Here is a 14669-nt window from a genome sequence, read left to right as displayed (position 1 = left end):
ACCTCGGTGGTGATCAGGCCGAGTCGAAGGAGTGGCTCAGCTTCCGCAGCAGCGCCGCAACCCGCTCCTGATCGCTGCGCGAGAGTCCGTCGAGCAGTTCCGCCTCCGCCACGAGCAGGGCCCCGATGGCCGCGTCCACCCGCCGGCGCCCCTCGTCGGTGAGCACGACGAGCACCCCGCGGCCGTCCGTCGGGTCGATCCTGCGCTCCACCAGGGCCCGGGAGACGAGCCGGTCGATGCGGTTGCTCATGGTCCCCGACGAGACCAGGGTGATCTGCAGCAGCGACTTCGGCGTCAGCTGGTACGGCGGACCGGAGCGGCGCAGCCCGGACAGCACGTCGAACTCCCAGGAGTCAAGGCCGGCGGTGGAGAACGCCGCCTTGCGCGCGGGCTCCAGCTGGCGGGCAAGCCGCCGCACCCGCGACAGGACCTGCAGCGGGGTGAAGTCCAGCTCGGGCCGCGCCCGCTCCCAGCCCTCGACGATGCGGTCGACCTCATCGCTCCCGGACATGCTCCCGATTATCCCGTTCCGGTGGCAGCGGCGGGGAAGCGGGGCCCCGGAAGGGACAGCGGGGTGGTCTGGCAGACTTGGCTGTGCTCCGCGGAGCGGTCCGCCTTGGTGTAACGGCAGCACGACAGCCTTTGGAGCTGTTAGGACCAGGTTCGAATCCTGGAGGCGGAGCCCATGGCCCCAACATCCGGGCAGCGCAGACGCGTCCCGTCGGCGGCGCCTCCCGGGAGACGGCCCCTCGCATCGGTACGCTGGCGCCGCCCTGAACCTCCTCTCAGGATCCGCACCTCTTCCCCAACGGAGTGCCCGCGTGACCACCGACGCCCCCGCCCCGCCGACGAACCCCATCAACGTGGTGCCGCCGGAGAAGCCGCGCCGCAGCCGCAACCAGCCCCGCCTGGGCCGACTGCTGAGCAATGTCGAACTGACCACCGCGATCCTGCTGGGCGTCGTGTCGGTGACGACGGCCTACGCGTCCTTCCAGGCGTCCCTCTACGACGGGGAGACGGCGAAGCAGTTCAGCGACGGGCAGAACTCGCAGACCGAGGCGGAGTCCCTCTATCTGGAGGCGAACCAGCAGTACATCCGCGACGTCCAGCTGTGGGACAAGATGACCGAGCTGCAGATCGAGGTCGACTCCATCCCCGCCCAGGCCGCATCCTCGCAGCTCAAGTACGACACCCTGCTGTTCACCTCGGTGTCCGACGACCTCAACACGGCGATCGTCTGGTCCGCCGACCAGAACGTGGCAGACCCGGAGAACTTCACCAGCCCGTTCGACTCAGAGGACTATCAGAACGCTCTCTACGGGGCGTGGGCGGCAGAGGACGACAAGTCCATCGGCGCCTTCAAGGCGGGCGACAAGGCCGACAAGTACGGCGACCAGCTCACGCTCACCACGGTGATGATGGCGCTCTCCCTGTTCCTCCTCGGCGTCGCGGCGGTCGCGCGTCAGCTCCGGGTGCAGCTGATCCTCATCGGCGTCGCGTCAACCATCTATGTCGTCTCGATGGTGCTCACCGCGAGCGTCCCGTTCGTCGCCTGGTGGTGATCGCGGCCCCGGGCTCGCTGCGGGACCGCTGATCCGCTCTGCTGTCGGCCGGTACGCTCGAAGCCGCGGACGGAGCTCGGCGCGCGGCCGCTCCCCGCATCGACAGCTAGGAGTCTCGTGACCGATTCCCGTCTCGCCGTCATCGTGCTCGCCGCCGGGCAGGGCACGCGCATGAAGTCCGCGACCCCCAAGGTGCTGCATCTGCTCGCAGGCCTGCCGATCGTGGCCCACGTGCTCGCGACCGCGCGGGAGCTCGACGCCGCGAAGGTCATCGCTGTGGTGCGACACGAGCGGGATCGGGTGGCTGAGGCCGTCACCGCGGCATTGCCGCACGCCGTGCTCGTGGACCAGGACGAGGTGCCGGGGACGGGTCGTGCGGTCGAGCTCGCCCTCGAGGCTCTGCCCGCCGGCTTCGACGGGGACGTGCTCGTGCTCAACGGCGACGTGCCCCTCCTCGACGCCGCCACCCTCCGCGGCTTTCTCGCGGCGCACCGGGCCGAAGGGGCTCCGGCGACCGTGCTCACCGCGATCCTTGCCGACCCGACCGGCTATGGCCGGATCGTGCGCGCTTCGGATGGCGCGTTCGAGCGGATCGTGGAGCAGCGGGACGCGACCGACGACGAGCTCGCCCTCGACGAGGTCAACGCGGGCGTGTACGCGTTCGGCCTGTCCGGACTCCGGGACCACCTCGCGTCACTGCGCACCGACAACTCGCAGGGGGAGAAGTACCTCACCGACATCGTGGGAGTCCTGCGCGCAGCGGGCTCCTCCGTCTCCGCGATGCCCGTCGCCGAGCCGTGGCTGGTCGAGGGGATCAACGATCGCGCCCAGCTCTCCGACGCGGCCGCCCGGCTCAACGCGCTCATCGTGCGCGGCTGGCAGCTGGCCGGCGTGACCGTCCAGGACCCGGCCACCACGTGGATCGACCTGACCGTCACGCTCGCGCCCGATGTGGAGCTGCTCCCTGGAGTGCAGCTGAAGGGCGCCACCACTGTCGCGACCGGAGCGGTGATCGGTCCCGACACCACCCTCGTGGACTGCGAGATCGGCGAAGCTGCGGTGGTGAAGCGCACCGACGGCACCCTCGCGGTGATCGGCCGCGGCGCGACCGTCGGCCCCTTCGCCTACCTGCGGCCGGGCACCGACCTTGCCGAGGACGGCAAGATCGGCACTTTCGTCGAGACGAAGAACGCCAAGATCGGCGCCGGATCGAAGGTGCCGCACCTCTCCTACATCGGCGACACGGAAGTGGGCGTCGGCGCGAACGTGGGTGCCGGAACGATCACCGCCAACTACGACGGGGTCGACAAGCACCGGACCGTGATCGGCTCCCACGTGCGAACCGGGTCGCACAACGTGTTCGTGGCCCCCGTTAGGATTGGCGACGGAGCCTATACCGGGGCGGGAACAGTCGTCCGCAAGGACGTCCCCGCCGGTTCCCTCGCCCTCAACGTGGCCCCGCAGCGCAACATCGAGGGCTGGGTAGGCGCCAACCGGCCCGGCACCGATGCCGCCAAGGCTGCGGATGAGAGCGGGAACAAGTGACGGGCATCAAGACCACCGGCGAGAAGCATCTGGTGATCGTGAGCGGACGGGCCCATCCCGAGCTCGCCGAGCACATCGCCTCCGAGTTGCACACCTCGGTTCTGCCGGCCGACATGCGCACCTTCGCCAACGGCGAGCTGTATGCGCGCTTCGACGAGAGCGTGCGCGGCGCCGACGCGTTCGTGGTCCAGTCGCACACCGCGCCGATCAACCAGTGGCTCATGGAGCAGCTGATCATGGTCGACGCGCTCAAGCGGGCCTCGGCGAAGCGCATCACCGTCGTGTCGCCCTTCTATCCGTACGGCCGCCAGGACAAGAAGAACCGCGGTCGCGAGCCGATCTCCGCCCGCCTCGTCGCGGACCTCTACGCCGCCGCCGGCGCCGATCGGATCATGTCGGTCGACCTGCACGCGCCCCAGATCCAGGGCTTCTTCGACGGCCCGGTCGACCACCTGTTCGCGATGCCGGTGCTCATGGAGCACATCGAGGCGACCGTCGACCGGTCGAACCTCACCATCGTGTCACCCGACATGGGCCGCGTGCGCGTCGCCGACGTCTGGAGCGACAAGCTCGGCGTTCCGCTGGCGATCATCCACAAGCGCCGCGACCCCCGCGTGCCCAACGACATCTCGGTGCACGAGATCGTGGGCGATGTGTCGGGCCAGGTGTGCCTGATCGTCGATGACCTCATCGACACCGGCCGCACCATCGCCAAGGCGGCCGCGGCCTTGAAGGCCGCGGGCGCGGTCGGCGTCATCGTCGCCGCCACCCACGCGGTCTTCTCCGACCCGGCGGTCGAGCTGCTGGACAGCCCCGACATCGACCGGGTCATCGTGACGGACACCCTCCCGCTGCACAAGGAGAAGCAGTTCGAGCGGCTCACGATCCTGCCGATCGCGCCGCTCATCGCGCAGGCCATCCACGCGGTCTTCGACGACGCATCGGTCACCTCGCTCTTCGACGGCGCCGCGTAGCCCGCGGGGCGCGCGCCTCCGGACGCCCGCAACCATCCGGCCAAACTGCAACCGCATTCCGTTGCATGTTGGCCGCTCGGTTGCGTTCGTCGGGCTGGACCGCGTTGGTCAGGGGAGCGGCGGAAGCCTCGAGTCGGTGTCGTCGTCGCCTCGGCTGCGGTCGCGACGACGCAGCTTGGGGATCACCACGAGGTAGGTGATGATGCCCACCGGCACGAACACCGCGAACACCACGATCACCACGAGCAGTCCCAGGTCCACCCGACCAGAGTAGCGGCGGCGCTTCCGCCACTGCCTCAACGGACGAACCGCTCCGTCCGCCGGCGCTGGGCGCCGCCGCGCGGGGCGCCGCCGCGCGGTCAGTGGGTGTCGACGCCCTCGATCTCGGTGCGGTCCCCGCTCCAGAGCGTGTGGAACGTGCCCTCCTTGTCGATCCGCTTGTAGGTGTGCGCGCCGAAGAAGTCGCGCAGACCCTGCGTGAGGGCGGCCGGCAGGCGGTCGGCGCGCAGGCCGTCGTAGTAGGCGAGCGACGACGAGAACGCCGGCGCCGGGATCCCGCCCTGCACCGCCGCGATCACCACGCGGCGCCACGCCGGCTCGGCGCCGGTCAGTGCCTCGCGGAAGTACGGTGCGGTGAGCAGCGCGACGAGGCCGCTGTTCTCCTCGTAGGCGTCCGTGATGCGGTTGAGGAACTGCGCCCGGATGATGCAGCCGCCGCGCCAGATCTTGGCGATCTCGCCCTTCTTGATGTCCCAGCCGTACTGCTCGGCGCCGGCGACGATCTCGTCGAAGCCCTGCGAGTATGCGACGATCTTGGAGGCGTAGAGCGCTCGGCGGACGTCCTCGACGAAGCCGTCGGGGTCGTCCACGGTCCACTCCTCTGCCGGTCCGGGCAGGCCCGAGGCGGCGGCCCGCTGGTCGGGCTTGGAGGACAGGGAGCGGGCGAACACGGCCTCCGCGATGCCGGACACGGGGATGCCGAGGTCGAGCGCGGTCTGCACGGTCCACGCTCCGGTGCCCTTGGCGCCCGCCTGGTCGAGGATCACGTCGACGAGCGGCCGGCCCGTCTCGGCGTCCACCTGACGGAGCACCTCGGCCGTGATCTCGATGAGGTAGCTCTCGAGTTCGCCGCGGTTCCACTCCTCGAAGATGTCGGCGATCTCCGCGGGGCTCTTGCCGGTGCCGCGGCGGATCAGGTCGTAGGCCTCGCCGATCAGCTGCATGTCGGCGTACTCGATGCCGGTGTGGATCATCTTGACGACGTGGCCGGCGCCATCGGTGCCCACGTGGGTGACACACGGCTCGCCCTCGGCGACGGCGGCGATCGACGTGAGGATGGGCCCGAGCGTCTCCCAGGCCTCGGCGCTGCCGCCCGGCATGATGCTCGGGCCCTTGAGCGCACCCTCTTCGCCGCCGGAGATGCCGGTGCCCACGAAGTTGATGCCGGTCTCCCGCACCGCCTTCTCGCGGCGGATGGTGTCGGTGAACAGGGCGTTGCCGCCGTCGACGATGATGTCGCCAGGCTCGAACACCTCGACGAGCTGGTTGATCACCGCATCGGTGGGCGCGCCCGCCTTGACCATGATGATCGCGGCGCGCGGCCTGCGCAGCGAGTCCGCGAACTCCTGGAGGCTCTTCGAGGGGACGAAGCCGGCTTCGGGATGCTCGGAGACGAGAGTGTCGGTCTTCTCGTACGTCCGGTTGTACACCGCCACGGTGTTGCCCGCACGGCTGGCCAGGTTGCGGGCCAGGTTGGAGCCCATCACCGCCAGTCCCACAACTCCGATGTTCGCCTGCGCTTCTTTAGCGGTTGCCACGGAAAGCCTTCCCTCGTCTGGACACATGCGGTTTGAAGCCTAGGGTTTTTCCTTCGGTCCCGGCACATCGGCGTCGGGAAGGAAGGATGCCCCGCCCGGACACCTAGAGCCGCGGATCCGGCGGAAGCGTCTTCCAGGAGTCCCGGACCCACGCGGCTGACGGCTCGTCCGTGATCAGCCAGACTCTCTCCTCCCGCGACCCTGCCATCACGTTCAGGTAGTACAGGTCGTAGCCGGGCGGTGTCATCGCGGGACCGTGCCATCCGGAGGGAACGAGCACGACGTCCCCGGAGCGCACTTCCTCCAGGAGCTCGGCCGTCGGGTCGCCGGAGCTCGACACCCGCATGTAGGAGTAGCCCGGACCGGACGCCTGCGCCGACACCTCGAAGTAGTAGATCTCCTCGAGCTGGGACTCGGTTGCGGTGTTCTCGTCGTGCTTGTGCGGCGGGAAGGACGACCAGTTGCCCCCCGGCGTGATGACTTCGCACGCGATCAGGCGGTCCGCCTGTAGGACGGAGACCCCGCCGAAGTCGAAGATCTTGCGCGACATGGTGCCGGCTCCCCGCACCTCGACCGGGACGTCGCCGGGCAGCACGTGCTGCACAGGGAAGCGCCGCCGCGCCCGGGCGTTCGGCATGGCGAGCCGGCCGCCGGTCTCGCTCGTCACCTCGACGCGGGAATCCCGAGGAACGTAGAGGACGTCCGTCGATCCTGTGAAGACGCTGGCGCGGCCGGCGAGGACGACCTCCCTGTCTTCTGTCCGGACGGTGTACGAGCCGCTCAGCGGCACCAGGATGAACTCCCGGTCCTCGGTCCGGAATTCACACTGCTCGCCGGGCGCGAGGGCGAGGACCTGGATGCCCGAGTAATCCCAGCCTGCTTCCTCGGGGTCGATGAGCAGCTCCCACGGAGCGGAGCCCGTGGAGCCCGCTGGGCGATAGTTGTTTCGCGCGGATTCGATCACCAGTCGTGCACCGTCCCGTCGGCGAGACGGTTGTAGGGGAGGTAGGCCTGCTGGTACGGGTACTTCCCCGCCTCGTCGATGTCCAGCTCCACACCCAGACCGGGTTGCGTGCCGGGGTGCAGCATGCCGTCCTGCCAGGTGAAGGACTGCCGGAAGGTCTGGTCGGTCTTCGCTCCGTGCTTCATGTACTCCTGGATGCCGAAGTTGTGGATGCTGAGGCCGAGGTGCATGGCTGCGGCCATGCCGACGGGTGAGATGTCCGTGGGTCCGTGCATTCCGGATTTGATCTGATACTGCGAGGCGTAATCCAGCACCTTCCGCAGGTGGGTGATCCCGCCGGTGTGGGTGACCGCGCTGCGCACGTAGTCGATCAGCTGTTCCCGGATGATCTGCTGGTAATCCCAGACGGTGTTGAAGATCTCGCCGATCGCCAGCGGCGTGGTGGTGTGCTGGCGGACCAGTCGGAGCGCTTCCGGATTCTCCGCCGGAGTGCAGTCCTCCAGCCAGAACAGGTCGTACGGCTCCAGTGACTTGCCGAGCTTGGCGGCCTGTATCGGCGTCATTCGGTGGTGGCCGTCGTGCAGCAGCGGCAGCTCGGGACCGAACTCGTTCCGGACCGCCTCGAACACGGTCGGCACGTGCCGCAGGTAGCTGCGGGTGTCCCAGTCCTCCTCGGCCGGGGATGCGCCGCGCTGGGCCGGTTCGTGGTCGTACCGGCTGCCCTTGTTCGCCTCGAAGGTCGCATTGGAGGCAATGCCGTAGATCGACTTCAGTCCAGGCACACCGGTCTGGATGCGGATCGCCTTATAGCCCTCCGCCTGATGCTTGCGAACGCTGTCGAAGAGCTCCTCGGTGCTCTTGCCCGACGCGTGCCCGTAGGCGAGTAGGCCCGTCCGGCTGGCCCCGCCGAGCAGCTGATAGAGGGGCATCCCGGCCGCCTTGGCCTTGATGTCCCATAAGGCCACATCGACCGCCGCGATCGCGGCCATCGTCACCGGGCCGCGACGCCAGTAGGCGCTTCGGTAGAGGAACTGCCAGGTGTCCTCGATGTTGTGTGCGTCACGGCCGAGGAGCAACGGCACCACGTGGTCCCGCAGGTAGCTCACGACGGCCAGCTCGCGGCCGTTCAGGGTCGCGTCTCCCAGGCCGATGTGACCCTCGTCGGTCTCCAGCCGGAGCGTTACGAAGTTGCGGTCCGGACTGGTGACGACCACGTCGGCTCTGTCGATTCTCATGGTTCTTGTCTCCCCTTTCAGGGTGCTCAATTCGTGGCTTCGGCGGCGAGCTCGCGCGTGTGTTGGCGTACCGCCGAGATGAAGCCGGTGTCGTCCGCCAGGTCAGGGTCGACAAGGCGCAGGAGGGCCCGGGTGCTCGCAGGGCCCTCGAGTCGGAGGGCGGCGGCGACCGCGTCGGCGTTCGAGTCGGCGATGGCCGCCCCGCCGCGCAGCGCCGCGATCCAGGAGCCGAGCACGAAGGCGCAGCCCTCGGCGCTTCGTCCGGCTGCCCGCTCGGCACGTGCCACCGGGGCCACCCGCAGGCCGAGCTTCGTGCTGCCGTCGGTCGCGATCTGGGCAAGTCGATGTTCGATCCGGCTGTTGCCGAAACGAGAGCTCAGCTGTTCTCGGTACGCCCCCAGGTCGGGCAGTTCCGGGTCGAGGTGCGTGACCGCTTCATCCCAGAACGCGTCCACCCGGGAACGGAGAACGTCGTCGACAGAGGCCTCGCCGACCGTGCGATGGCCCCGGGTGAGCCCGGCGTAGGCCAGCAGCGAGTGTGCCCCGTTCAACAGCCACAGCTTGCGCTGCTCGAACGGCTGAATGCGGTCCACGATCCGAGCTCCGGCCTCCTCCCAGGCGGGCCGGCCCGCCGGGAAGGCTCCGCTCAAGATCCAGTCGGTGAAGGGCTCGGTGACCACCGGGCAGGAGTCCCGCCAGCCGGTCACCGCCGCCACCGCCGCGGCGTCGGCCGGCTGGGTCGCCGGGGTGATCCGATCGATCGAGGTCTCGACGAAGCTGACCGCGTCGGAGCGCACCCATTCCGCCAACGCCGGGTCGACGGCCATCGCCAGGTCGGCCAGGACGCGGCCGAGGACCGCCCCGTTCGCAGCGACGTTGTCACACGACACGAGGGCGACTGGCCCGGCTTCGGCACGGCGTCGCGACTCGAGACCGAGCAGGAGCCGCCCCGGCACGGTCTGAAGGTGGCTGCCCTCCACCTCGCGGGCGAAGCGGGACCCTTCCAGCCGCACGAGGTCGGCGAGCGCCGCCGCGTCCTGCCAGAGCTGCTCGTCGGACGGATCGGCACGTCCTGTGCGGTCGCTGCGATAGCCGGCTTCGCTGATCGTGAGGGTGACCAGGGTCGTTGTTGGCGCGGAGAGTTGGGCGCAGAAGGTGGCGAGGTCCGCGCCGTCGTGCGCCTCAACCAAGGAGGTGATGATCTGGAAGCGGTCCTGTGCCGGTCCGCGCTCGATCAGGGTGTACAGGCCGCCCTGGCCGCGCAGCAACTGCGCCATGTCAGGTCGCCGACCGGTGTACGCGGCGATGCCCCACTCCTGGGCGGGGTCCGACGCCCAGGTGTACCAGGCCTGGTGCGCGCGGTGAAAGGCGCCGAGACCGAGGTGGAGCATCCGCGCCGGCGGCGTCGCCCCCCCGTGGCTCGATGTGTACGCGGGGCGGGACAGTGGGGTGCCCGTCATAGTTTGAAGACCTTCCGGGGAAGTCGTGCCACCGTGTCGATGGCGATCTCGATCGCGCGGTCCTCCGTCAGGCGGTGCTCGGCGACGAGTCGGGCAAGGTAGGCGGCGTCCACCCGACGTGCCGTGTCATGGCGCACGGGGATCGAGCAGAGAGCACGAGTGTCGTCGATGAACCCGGAGTAGCGGGAGAATCCCGCTGTCTCCGTGACGGCGCTGCGGAAGCGCTGCAGCGCGTCAGGAGCGTCGAGGAACCACCACGGCGCTCCGAGGTAGACCGAGGGATAGAAGCCCGCGAGTGGCGCGAGCTCCCGCGACCAGGTGGTCTCGTCGACGGTGAACAGCACGAGATGGAAGCCGGGTGCGGTTCCGAAGTCTTCGAGGATGGGGCGCAGCCCTTCCACGAAAGTGGTAGGCACCGGAAGGTCGTGGCCGCTGTCGGGACCGAAGGCGTCGAGGGTGGGGCGGTGGTGATTGCGGAAGACCCCGGGATGAAGGGTCATCACAAGCCCGTCCTCCGCCGACATGCGAGCCATCTGGTAGAGCATGTGCGCGCGGAAGGCGGCGTGCTCGGCCGAGGTCGCGCCGCCGGACCGAACCTGGCTGAAGAGGGCTGCTGCCGCGGCATCGTCGAGACGGAGTGACTGCGGACGATGCACTCCGAGGTCGGCGGAGAAGGCGCCGTTTCGTCGGAAATGTTGGCGGCGATCGGTCAACGCGGCCAGGTACTGCGCATGCGAGTGGGTGTCCCGTCCGGTCGCCTCGCCGAGCCGATCGAGAAGTCCCGCCCAACCGGGAGTGCTGGGGTCGATGTACGGGTCGGGGCGGAAGGTGGGGGCGATGCGCGGCAGAACGGCCGGGTCTTCGCCCAGCGCGCGGTGGTGCCGGAGATCATCGAGTGGATCGTCGGTCGTGGCGATCACCTCGATCCCGAACCGGTTCAGGAGAGCCTGGGGACGGAACTGTTCGAGACGCAGCAGAGCGCTCAGCTCCTCGTACAGGGCATCCGCGGTGGCCGCGGAGGGGCTCGGCATCTCGAAGACCGTCCGCAGGGTGGCCTCGATCCACAGGCCGCTCGCCGTCCCGGAAAAGACGGGCCAGTGCTCGCAGAACAGCCGCCAGATTTCCCGGGAAGCAGGCCGATCACCGGAGCGCTGCGGTCCGACCCCGAGTCGTGCTAGATCGACGCCGGATGCGTGCAGCAGGCGAGTGACGTAGTGATCCGCCGTGACGAAGAGCTCGGCCGGGTCGGCGAAGGGGCGGTTGGTCGCGAGCATGCCGGCATCAACGTGCGAGTGGGGGGAGATGATCGGCAGCTCCGCGATCTCGGCGAAGATCCGCCGGGCGATGGCACGGGTGGAGGGCTCTGCGGGGAGAAGGCGGTCATCCCCGAGTCCGGACATCGTCGGCACCCAGAAATGCCATCATATTTTCAGCAGGTTTGTCAATCGATTGCCAAAGGCGGGCCGTGCGCGGCTAATCTGGGGCGCGGCCGCGCCGACGTGTCGCGGCGCCGCTAGCGAGACCGGAGACAGCGATGTACCTCGAACCTCCCACCAGCACGCCCGAGAGCGAGATCCGGAGCCGGATCCGCGCCACCCAAGAGGCGCTGGCAGCGTCGGGAAGCGATGTGCTCGTCGGCTACGCCGACTGCTGGCGCACTGCGAACGTGCGCTACTACACCGACTTCAGGCCGGTGGACGGCGTGCACGGCATCGCCCAGGCGGTGGTCGTCGTGCCGCGCAGCGGCGACCCGCTCCTCTTCGCCGGTGACGGGTGCGTCGACTATGCCCGCAGCGAGACCCTCTTCGATGTGGACACCCTGGACGCCTTGCCGGGAAGTCTCGCCCGGCTGCGCGCGGGAGGCAGCGAACAATTCGTCCTGGCCGGCGTCGAGCAGATCCCCGTGGGCCTGCACGCCGCGATCACGGATGCCGTGGCCCCTGCGCAGCTCCGACCCACCGACCTGCTCGCCCGGCTCAAGGCGGTGAAGAGCCCGTGGGAGGTCGAGCAGCTGCGCCGAGCGGCGCGCCTTACCGATCTTGCGATGGAAGCGGTTCGTGAGGTCGTTCAGGGGGGCAGAGCGGTCACGGAGCGCGAGGTCGCGATGGCGGCCGATGTGGCGATGATCCAGGCCGGAGCCGACACTCCGGCCTACCTCTCGATGGTCCAGGCCGGGGCGCGCTCCGCGTTCAGCCTGGCGCTGCCCACGAACCGCGTGATCGAGGCGGGTGACCTTGTCCTGACCGACATCGGCGCCCGCTACGGCAACTATGTCGCCGACGGCGGCCGGGGGTTCGTTTTCGGGCCGGCGTCCGACCAGGTGCGCGACATCGTCGAGACGGCCGCCGACGCGGTCGAGGCGGGGCTGGCCGCCGCTCGTCCCGGCATCTCGGCGAGCGAGTTGAACGCGGTGGTCGCCGGCGTCCTCCTCGAGCGCGGCTACGGTCCCTTCTCCGGCGAAGCTCGCGGCCGTGGCACCGGTCACGGGACCGGGATGGACCCGGAGGAGGAGATGCCCTGGATCGGTCCGACGAACGAGGCGCTGATCGAGAGCGGAAGCGTCTTCACCCTGAAGGCCACGATCAACGTGCCGGAGGTCGGCGGCCTGCGCACGGAGCGGATCGTGCATCTGGCGGATTCCGGCCTGGAGACCCTCGACTTCTTCCCCATGCGCAACTACTGGTGAGAGACGGCGTCAGTGCGGGGCGGAGCGGGAACGCGGGGGGCCGACGGACCCCCGCACGACGAGGTGGGTGAGGAGGTCCCCGCTCTCGCTCTGCCGGGGCGCCGAATCCTCCTTGAGGGCGTCAAGGATCAGCTCGACAGCTCGCGCTCCCTGACGCTGAAGCGGCATCTGGATCGTTGTGAGCGGCGGGACGGTGAAGTCGGAACCGAAGATGTCGTCGAAGCCGACGACGCTGAGATCCCGCGGGATCTGCAGCCCGGCCATCCCGAGCTCGCGCATCAGACCGATCGCGATCAGGTCGTTGTAGGCGATCACGGCAGTGCAGCCGCTGGAGCGAACGGCCGCGGCAGCGCCGCGGCCGCCCTCGACCGTCGGACTTGCGGTGGGCAGCGCGGTCACCTCCATGCGCGACCAGTCGCAGCGCTCCTTGATGCTGCGCCAGCGCGCGTGCGAGATCCAGGACCGCTCGGGACCGGAGAGGTAGGCGACCGATCGGTGGCCGAAGAGGGCCAGGAGATCGACTGCCTCGGTGATGCCCCTGCTGACATCGGCCACCACGCCGGGCACGTTGTCGACGACCCGGTTCACCACCACCAGCGGCTTGGCCTCCGCGAGACGGGTCACGGCGCTGTCGTCGAGTCGTGACGTCGCGAGGATCAGGCCGTCCACCGACTGGAGCAGTCGCTCCGCAACCTTGAGCTCACGATCCGAGGACTCCTCGGACTCGGCAAGAACCAGGGTGTAGTCCCGTTCGGCCGCGGCGCGCTCGGCGCCGCGGACGATGCTGAAGACCACCGGGTTCGTGATGTCCGCGATCACGAGCCCGATCATGTTCGTGCGCCCGGTCGGCAGCGCTCGCGCCATCGGATTGACGCGATAGTTGAGCCGACGAGCGGCGTCGTGGATGCGGCTCTCGGTCTTGGCGCTCATCCGCCCCGGCTGATTGAGCGCCCGCGAGACACTGGATGGATTGACTCCGGCGAGATGGGCGATGTCGTAGATGGTGGGCGCCGCCCGCCGACGGGGTGCGGCGCTCTCGACGCCGTCGCCCCGATCCTGCTCGCCGGGCTCCTCAGTCATTCGGATCTCCTCGGAAGTAGCCGGGCGCGGTTTTCCTGAATGATAGCCGCTGCCGCTAATCGCTATTGGCAACCGATTGACAAGCTTGGCAATCGTCGGTTAGCGTGCTCTCGAGCCGCCCGCCCACGACGACGGCCTGACACGTGACTCGAAGAGGAGCCTCAATGGACGCACACCAGATCTCGGCCGGGACTTCGCGGAGGGGTTTGCTCGCAGGGGCAGGCTTCGTCGCGGGAAGCATGCTGCTCGCCGCGTGCACCAGTAAGAGCGTGAGCGGAGCGACCTCCGGCGGTGCCAGCGGATCCGCCGGCGCGGCCGCCGCGGCCGGTGGCAGCGACTACGACGCCGCAGTCCGCAAGCTGGTGGAGGGGCGCACCATCCAGATCGGCTACACGGTCCCGGTGCTCTCGGAGTACTTCAACGAGATCCAGAGCGCGGCCTGGCAGAAGATGGCTGAGTACGAGGAGCGCTTCGGCGTCAAGTGGACGTGGGAGCTGGCGGCTCCGAGCGCGAGCTACAAGTCGGTCGAACAGCACGTCAGCATCGTCCAGTCGTGGGTCACCCGCAAGTTCGACGCAGTCTTCATCTGCACATCGGCGAACTTCGCAACCATGCAGACGGTGTACGAGGAGGCCGCAGCCGCCGGCACCGGGATCTACGAGTACAACATGCCGGTCGAGCTGCACCCCGAGGACCAGCTGCGCACCGTCGCCACGGTCGGCTACAACAACGACACCCAGTCCGGCTATGTGGCCGGCAAGTACATCGCAGAGGCCCTGGGCGGGACCGGCAACGTCCTTGCGCTCTTCGGACCCTCCGGTTCCGAGTACTCGAAGATGCGGGGCGACGGTCTGCGTCGCGCGTTCGCGGAGTACCCGGGAATGAAGATCGTCGCCGAGGCCGACGGCGGCTACGTCCGCGACAAGGGCTTCACCGCCGCCCAGGATCTCCTGACCGCTCATAAGAACGTGAGCGCCATCTACGGCGAGAACGAGGACATGGCGCTCGGTGCCTCCCAGGCGATCGACCAGGCCGGGCTCAAGCAGTGGGACGGCAAGGACGGGATCATCACTGTCGGCGCCGACGGGCTGGTCTCCGGTATGAATGCCATCAAGGAGGGCAAGCTCACCGCGACCGTCGACGTCGGGCCGGTGGACACCGGCCTCCGACTCGTGGAGACCATGTTCGCGAACAAGGTTCTCGGCTACGCGGTCGCCCCGAAGGTGTACGTGCCGACCAAGGTCGTCGACAAGACCAACGTCGACATCCCGCTGGCCTACCTCAACTGGGCGGTCAACGCGCCCAAGACCTACGGCAAGTAACCCGATCACTCGAAGGGGAGAGCG

General features: G+C 68.9%; 13 protein-coding genes and 1 tRNA gene. 6 read left to right on the top strand and 8 right to left on the bottom strand.

The features are described from left to right. Positions 1 to 13: 13 nt before the first annotated feature. A complete protein-coding gene (locus tag JWR33_RS01015) occupies positions 14 to 511 on the bottom strand; it encodes a MarR family transcriptional regulator (RefSeq protein ID WP_297408611.1) in 498 nt (165 codons plus the stop codon). A gap of 99 nt (positions 512 to 610) precedes the next feature. On the opposite strand from JWR33_RS01015, the gene JWR33_RS01010 reads away from it, so the two are divergent. The 4 genes from JWR33_RS01010 (at position 611) to JWR33_RS00995 (ending at position 4081) form a co-directional block, all read left to right on the top strand. Next, a tRNA-Gln gene (locus JWR33_RS01010) sits at positions 611 to 682 on the top strand. 139 nt (positions 683 to 821) lie between these two features. Then, the gene (locus JWR33_RS01005) at positions 822 to 1562 is read left to right on the top strand and encodes a hypothetical protein (RefSeq protein WP_297408610.1); all 741 of its coding nucleotides are present in this window, start codon (positions 822 to 824) and stop codon (positions 1560 to 1562) included. A gap of 117 nt (positions 1563 to 1679) precedes the next feature. After that, entirely contained in the window at positions 1680 to 3107 is a 1428-nt protein-coding gene (glmU, locus tag JWR33_RS01000; protein WP_297408609.1) for a bifunctional UDP-N-acetylglucosamine diphosphorylase/glucosamine-1-phosphate N-acetyltransferase GlmU, read from the top strand. Then, entirely contained in the window at positions 3104 to 4081 is a 978-nt protein-coding gene (locus JWR33_RS00995) for a ribose-phosphate diphosphokinase (RefSeq protein WP_297408608.1), read from the top strand. Before glmU ends, JWR33_RS00995 begins: the two co-directional genes overlap by 4 nt. 108 nt (positions 4082 to 4189) lie before the next feature. Here the strand turns inward: JWR33_RS00995 and JWR33_RS00990 are convergent, their stop codons facing one another. The 6 genes from JWR33_RS00990 to uxaC all read right to left on the bottom strand — a co-directional run bounded on the left by JWR33_RS00990 (position 4190) and on the right by uxaC (position 10957). Further along, a complete protein-coding gene (locus JWR33_RS00990; protein ID WP_297408607.1) occupies positions 4190 to 4342 on the bottom strand; it encodes a hypothetical protein in 153 nt (50 codons plus the stop codon). A gap of 98 nt (positions 4343 to 4440) precedes the next feature. Beyond that, positions 4441 to 5925: an NADP-dependent phosphogluconate dehydrogenase gene (gene gndA, locus JWR33_RS00985; RefSeq protein ID WP_297408606.1), complete on the bottom strand. Its 1485-nt coding sequence runs from the start codon at positions 5923 to 5925 to the stop codon at positions 4441 to 4443. A gap of 76 nt (positions 5926 to 6001) precedes the next feature. Continuing rightward, complete coding sequence (gene iolB, locus JWR33_RS00980; protein ID WP_297408605.1) at positions 6002 to 6862, bottom strand: 5-deoxy-glucuronate isomerase; 861 nt, start codon at positions 6860 to 6862, stop codon at positions 6002 to 6004. Then, complete coding sequence (gene manD / locus JWR33_RS00975; RefSeq protein WP_297408604.1) at positions 6859 to 8097, bottom strand: D-mannonate dehydratase ManD; 1239 nt, start codon at positions 8095 to 8097, stop codon at positions 6859 to 6861. The genes iolB and manD overlap by 4 nt, the downstream gene beginning before the upstream one ends. Positions 8098 to 8123: 26 nt before the next feature. Further along, on the bottom strand, positions 8124 to 9557 hold the full coding sequence (locus tag JWR33_RS00970) for a mannitol dehydrogenase family protein (RefSeq protein ID WP_297408603.1): 1434 nt from the start codon (positions 9555 to 9557) through the stop codon (positions 8124 to 8126). Next, positions 9554 to 10957: a glucuronate isomerase gene (gene uxaC / locus JWR33_RS00965; RefSeq protein WP_297408602.1), complete on the bottom strand. Its 1404-nt coding sequence runs from the start codon at positions 10955 to 10957 to the stop codon at positions 9554 to 9556. The genes JWR33_RS00970 and uxaC overlap by 4 nt, the downstream gene beginning before the upstream one ends. A gap of 134 nt (positions 10958 to 11091) precedes the next feature. Between uxaC and JWR33_RS00960 the strand changes: the two genes are divergently transcribed. After that, positions 11092 to 12243: a Xaa-Pro peptidase family protein gene (locus tag JWR33_RS00960; protein WP_297408601.1), complete on the top strand. Its 1152-nt coding sequence runs from the start codon at positions 11092 to 11094 to the stop codon at positions 12241 to 12243. A 9-nt stretch (positions 12244 to 12252) separates the two neighbouring features. On the opposite strand, the gene JWR33_RS00955 is transcribed toward JWR33_RS00960, so the two are convergent. Continuing rightward, entirely contained in the window at positions 12253 to 13323 is a 1071-nt protein-coding gene (locus JWR33_RS00955; protein WP_297408600.1) for a LacI family DNA-binding transcriptional regulator, read from the bottom strand. A 269-nt stretch (positions 13324 to 13592) separates the two neighbouring features. Between JWR33_RS00955 and JWR33_RS00950 the strand changes: the two genes are divergently transcribed. Beyond that, positions 13593 to 14645, top strand: coding sequence for a sugar ABC transporter substrate-binding protein (locus JWR33_RS00950; RefSeq protein WP_297408599.1), 1053 nt, complete (start codon positions 13593 to 13595; stop codon positions 14643 to 14645). Positions 14646 to 14669: the final 24 nt, after the last annotated feature.

Origin of the sequence: Naasia sp., from assembly GCF_025465545.1 — a bacterium.
Lineage (GTDB): Bacteria > Actinomycetota > Actinomycetes > Actinomycetales > Microbacteriaceae > Naasia.
The sequence above is the reverse complement of the archived record's forward strand: the minus strand, read 5'-3'. Positions and strand labels throughout refer to the sequence as shown.

Excerpts from the sequence above, each read along its gene's own strand:
- JWR33_RS00955 (WP_297408600.1), bottom strand. The coding sequence starts at position 13,323 with ATGACTGAGGAGCCCGGCGAGCAGGATCGGGGCGACGGCGTCGAGAGC.
- manD (WP_297408604.1), bottom strand. The coding sequence starts at position 8,097 with ATGAGAATCGACAGAGCCGACGTGGTCGTCACCAGTCCGGACCGCAAC.
- JWR33_RS00960 (WP_297408601.1), top strand. The coding sequence starts at position 11,092 with ATGTACCTCGAACCTCCCACCAGCACGCCCGAGAGCGAGATCCGGAGC.
- JWR33_RS01015 (WP_297408611.1), bottom strand. The coding sequence starts at position 511 with ATGTCCGGGAGCGATGAGGTCGACCGCATCGTCGAGGGCTGGGAGCGG.
- uxaC (WP_297408602.1), bottom strand. The coding sequence starts at position 10,957 with ATGTCCGGACTCGGGGATGACCGCCTTCTCCCCGCAGAGCCCTCCACC.
- JWR33_RS00970 (WP_297408603.1), bottom strand. The coding sequence starts at position 9,557 with ATGACGGGCACCCCACTGTCCCGCCCCGCGTACACATCGAGCCACGGG.
- gndA (WP_297408606.1), bottom strand. The coding sequence starts at position 5,925 with ATGTGTCCAGACGAGGGAAGGCTTTCCGTGGCAACCGCTAAAGAAGCG.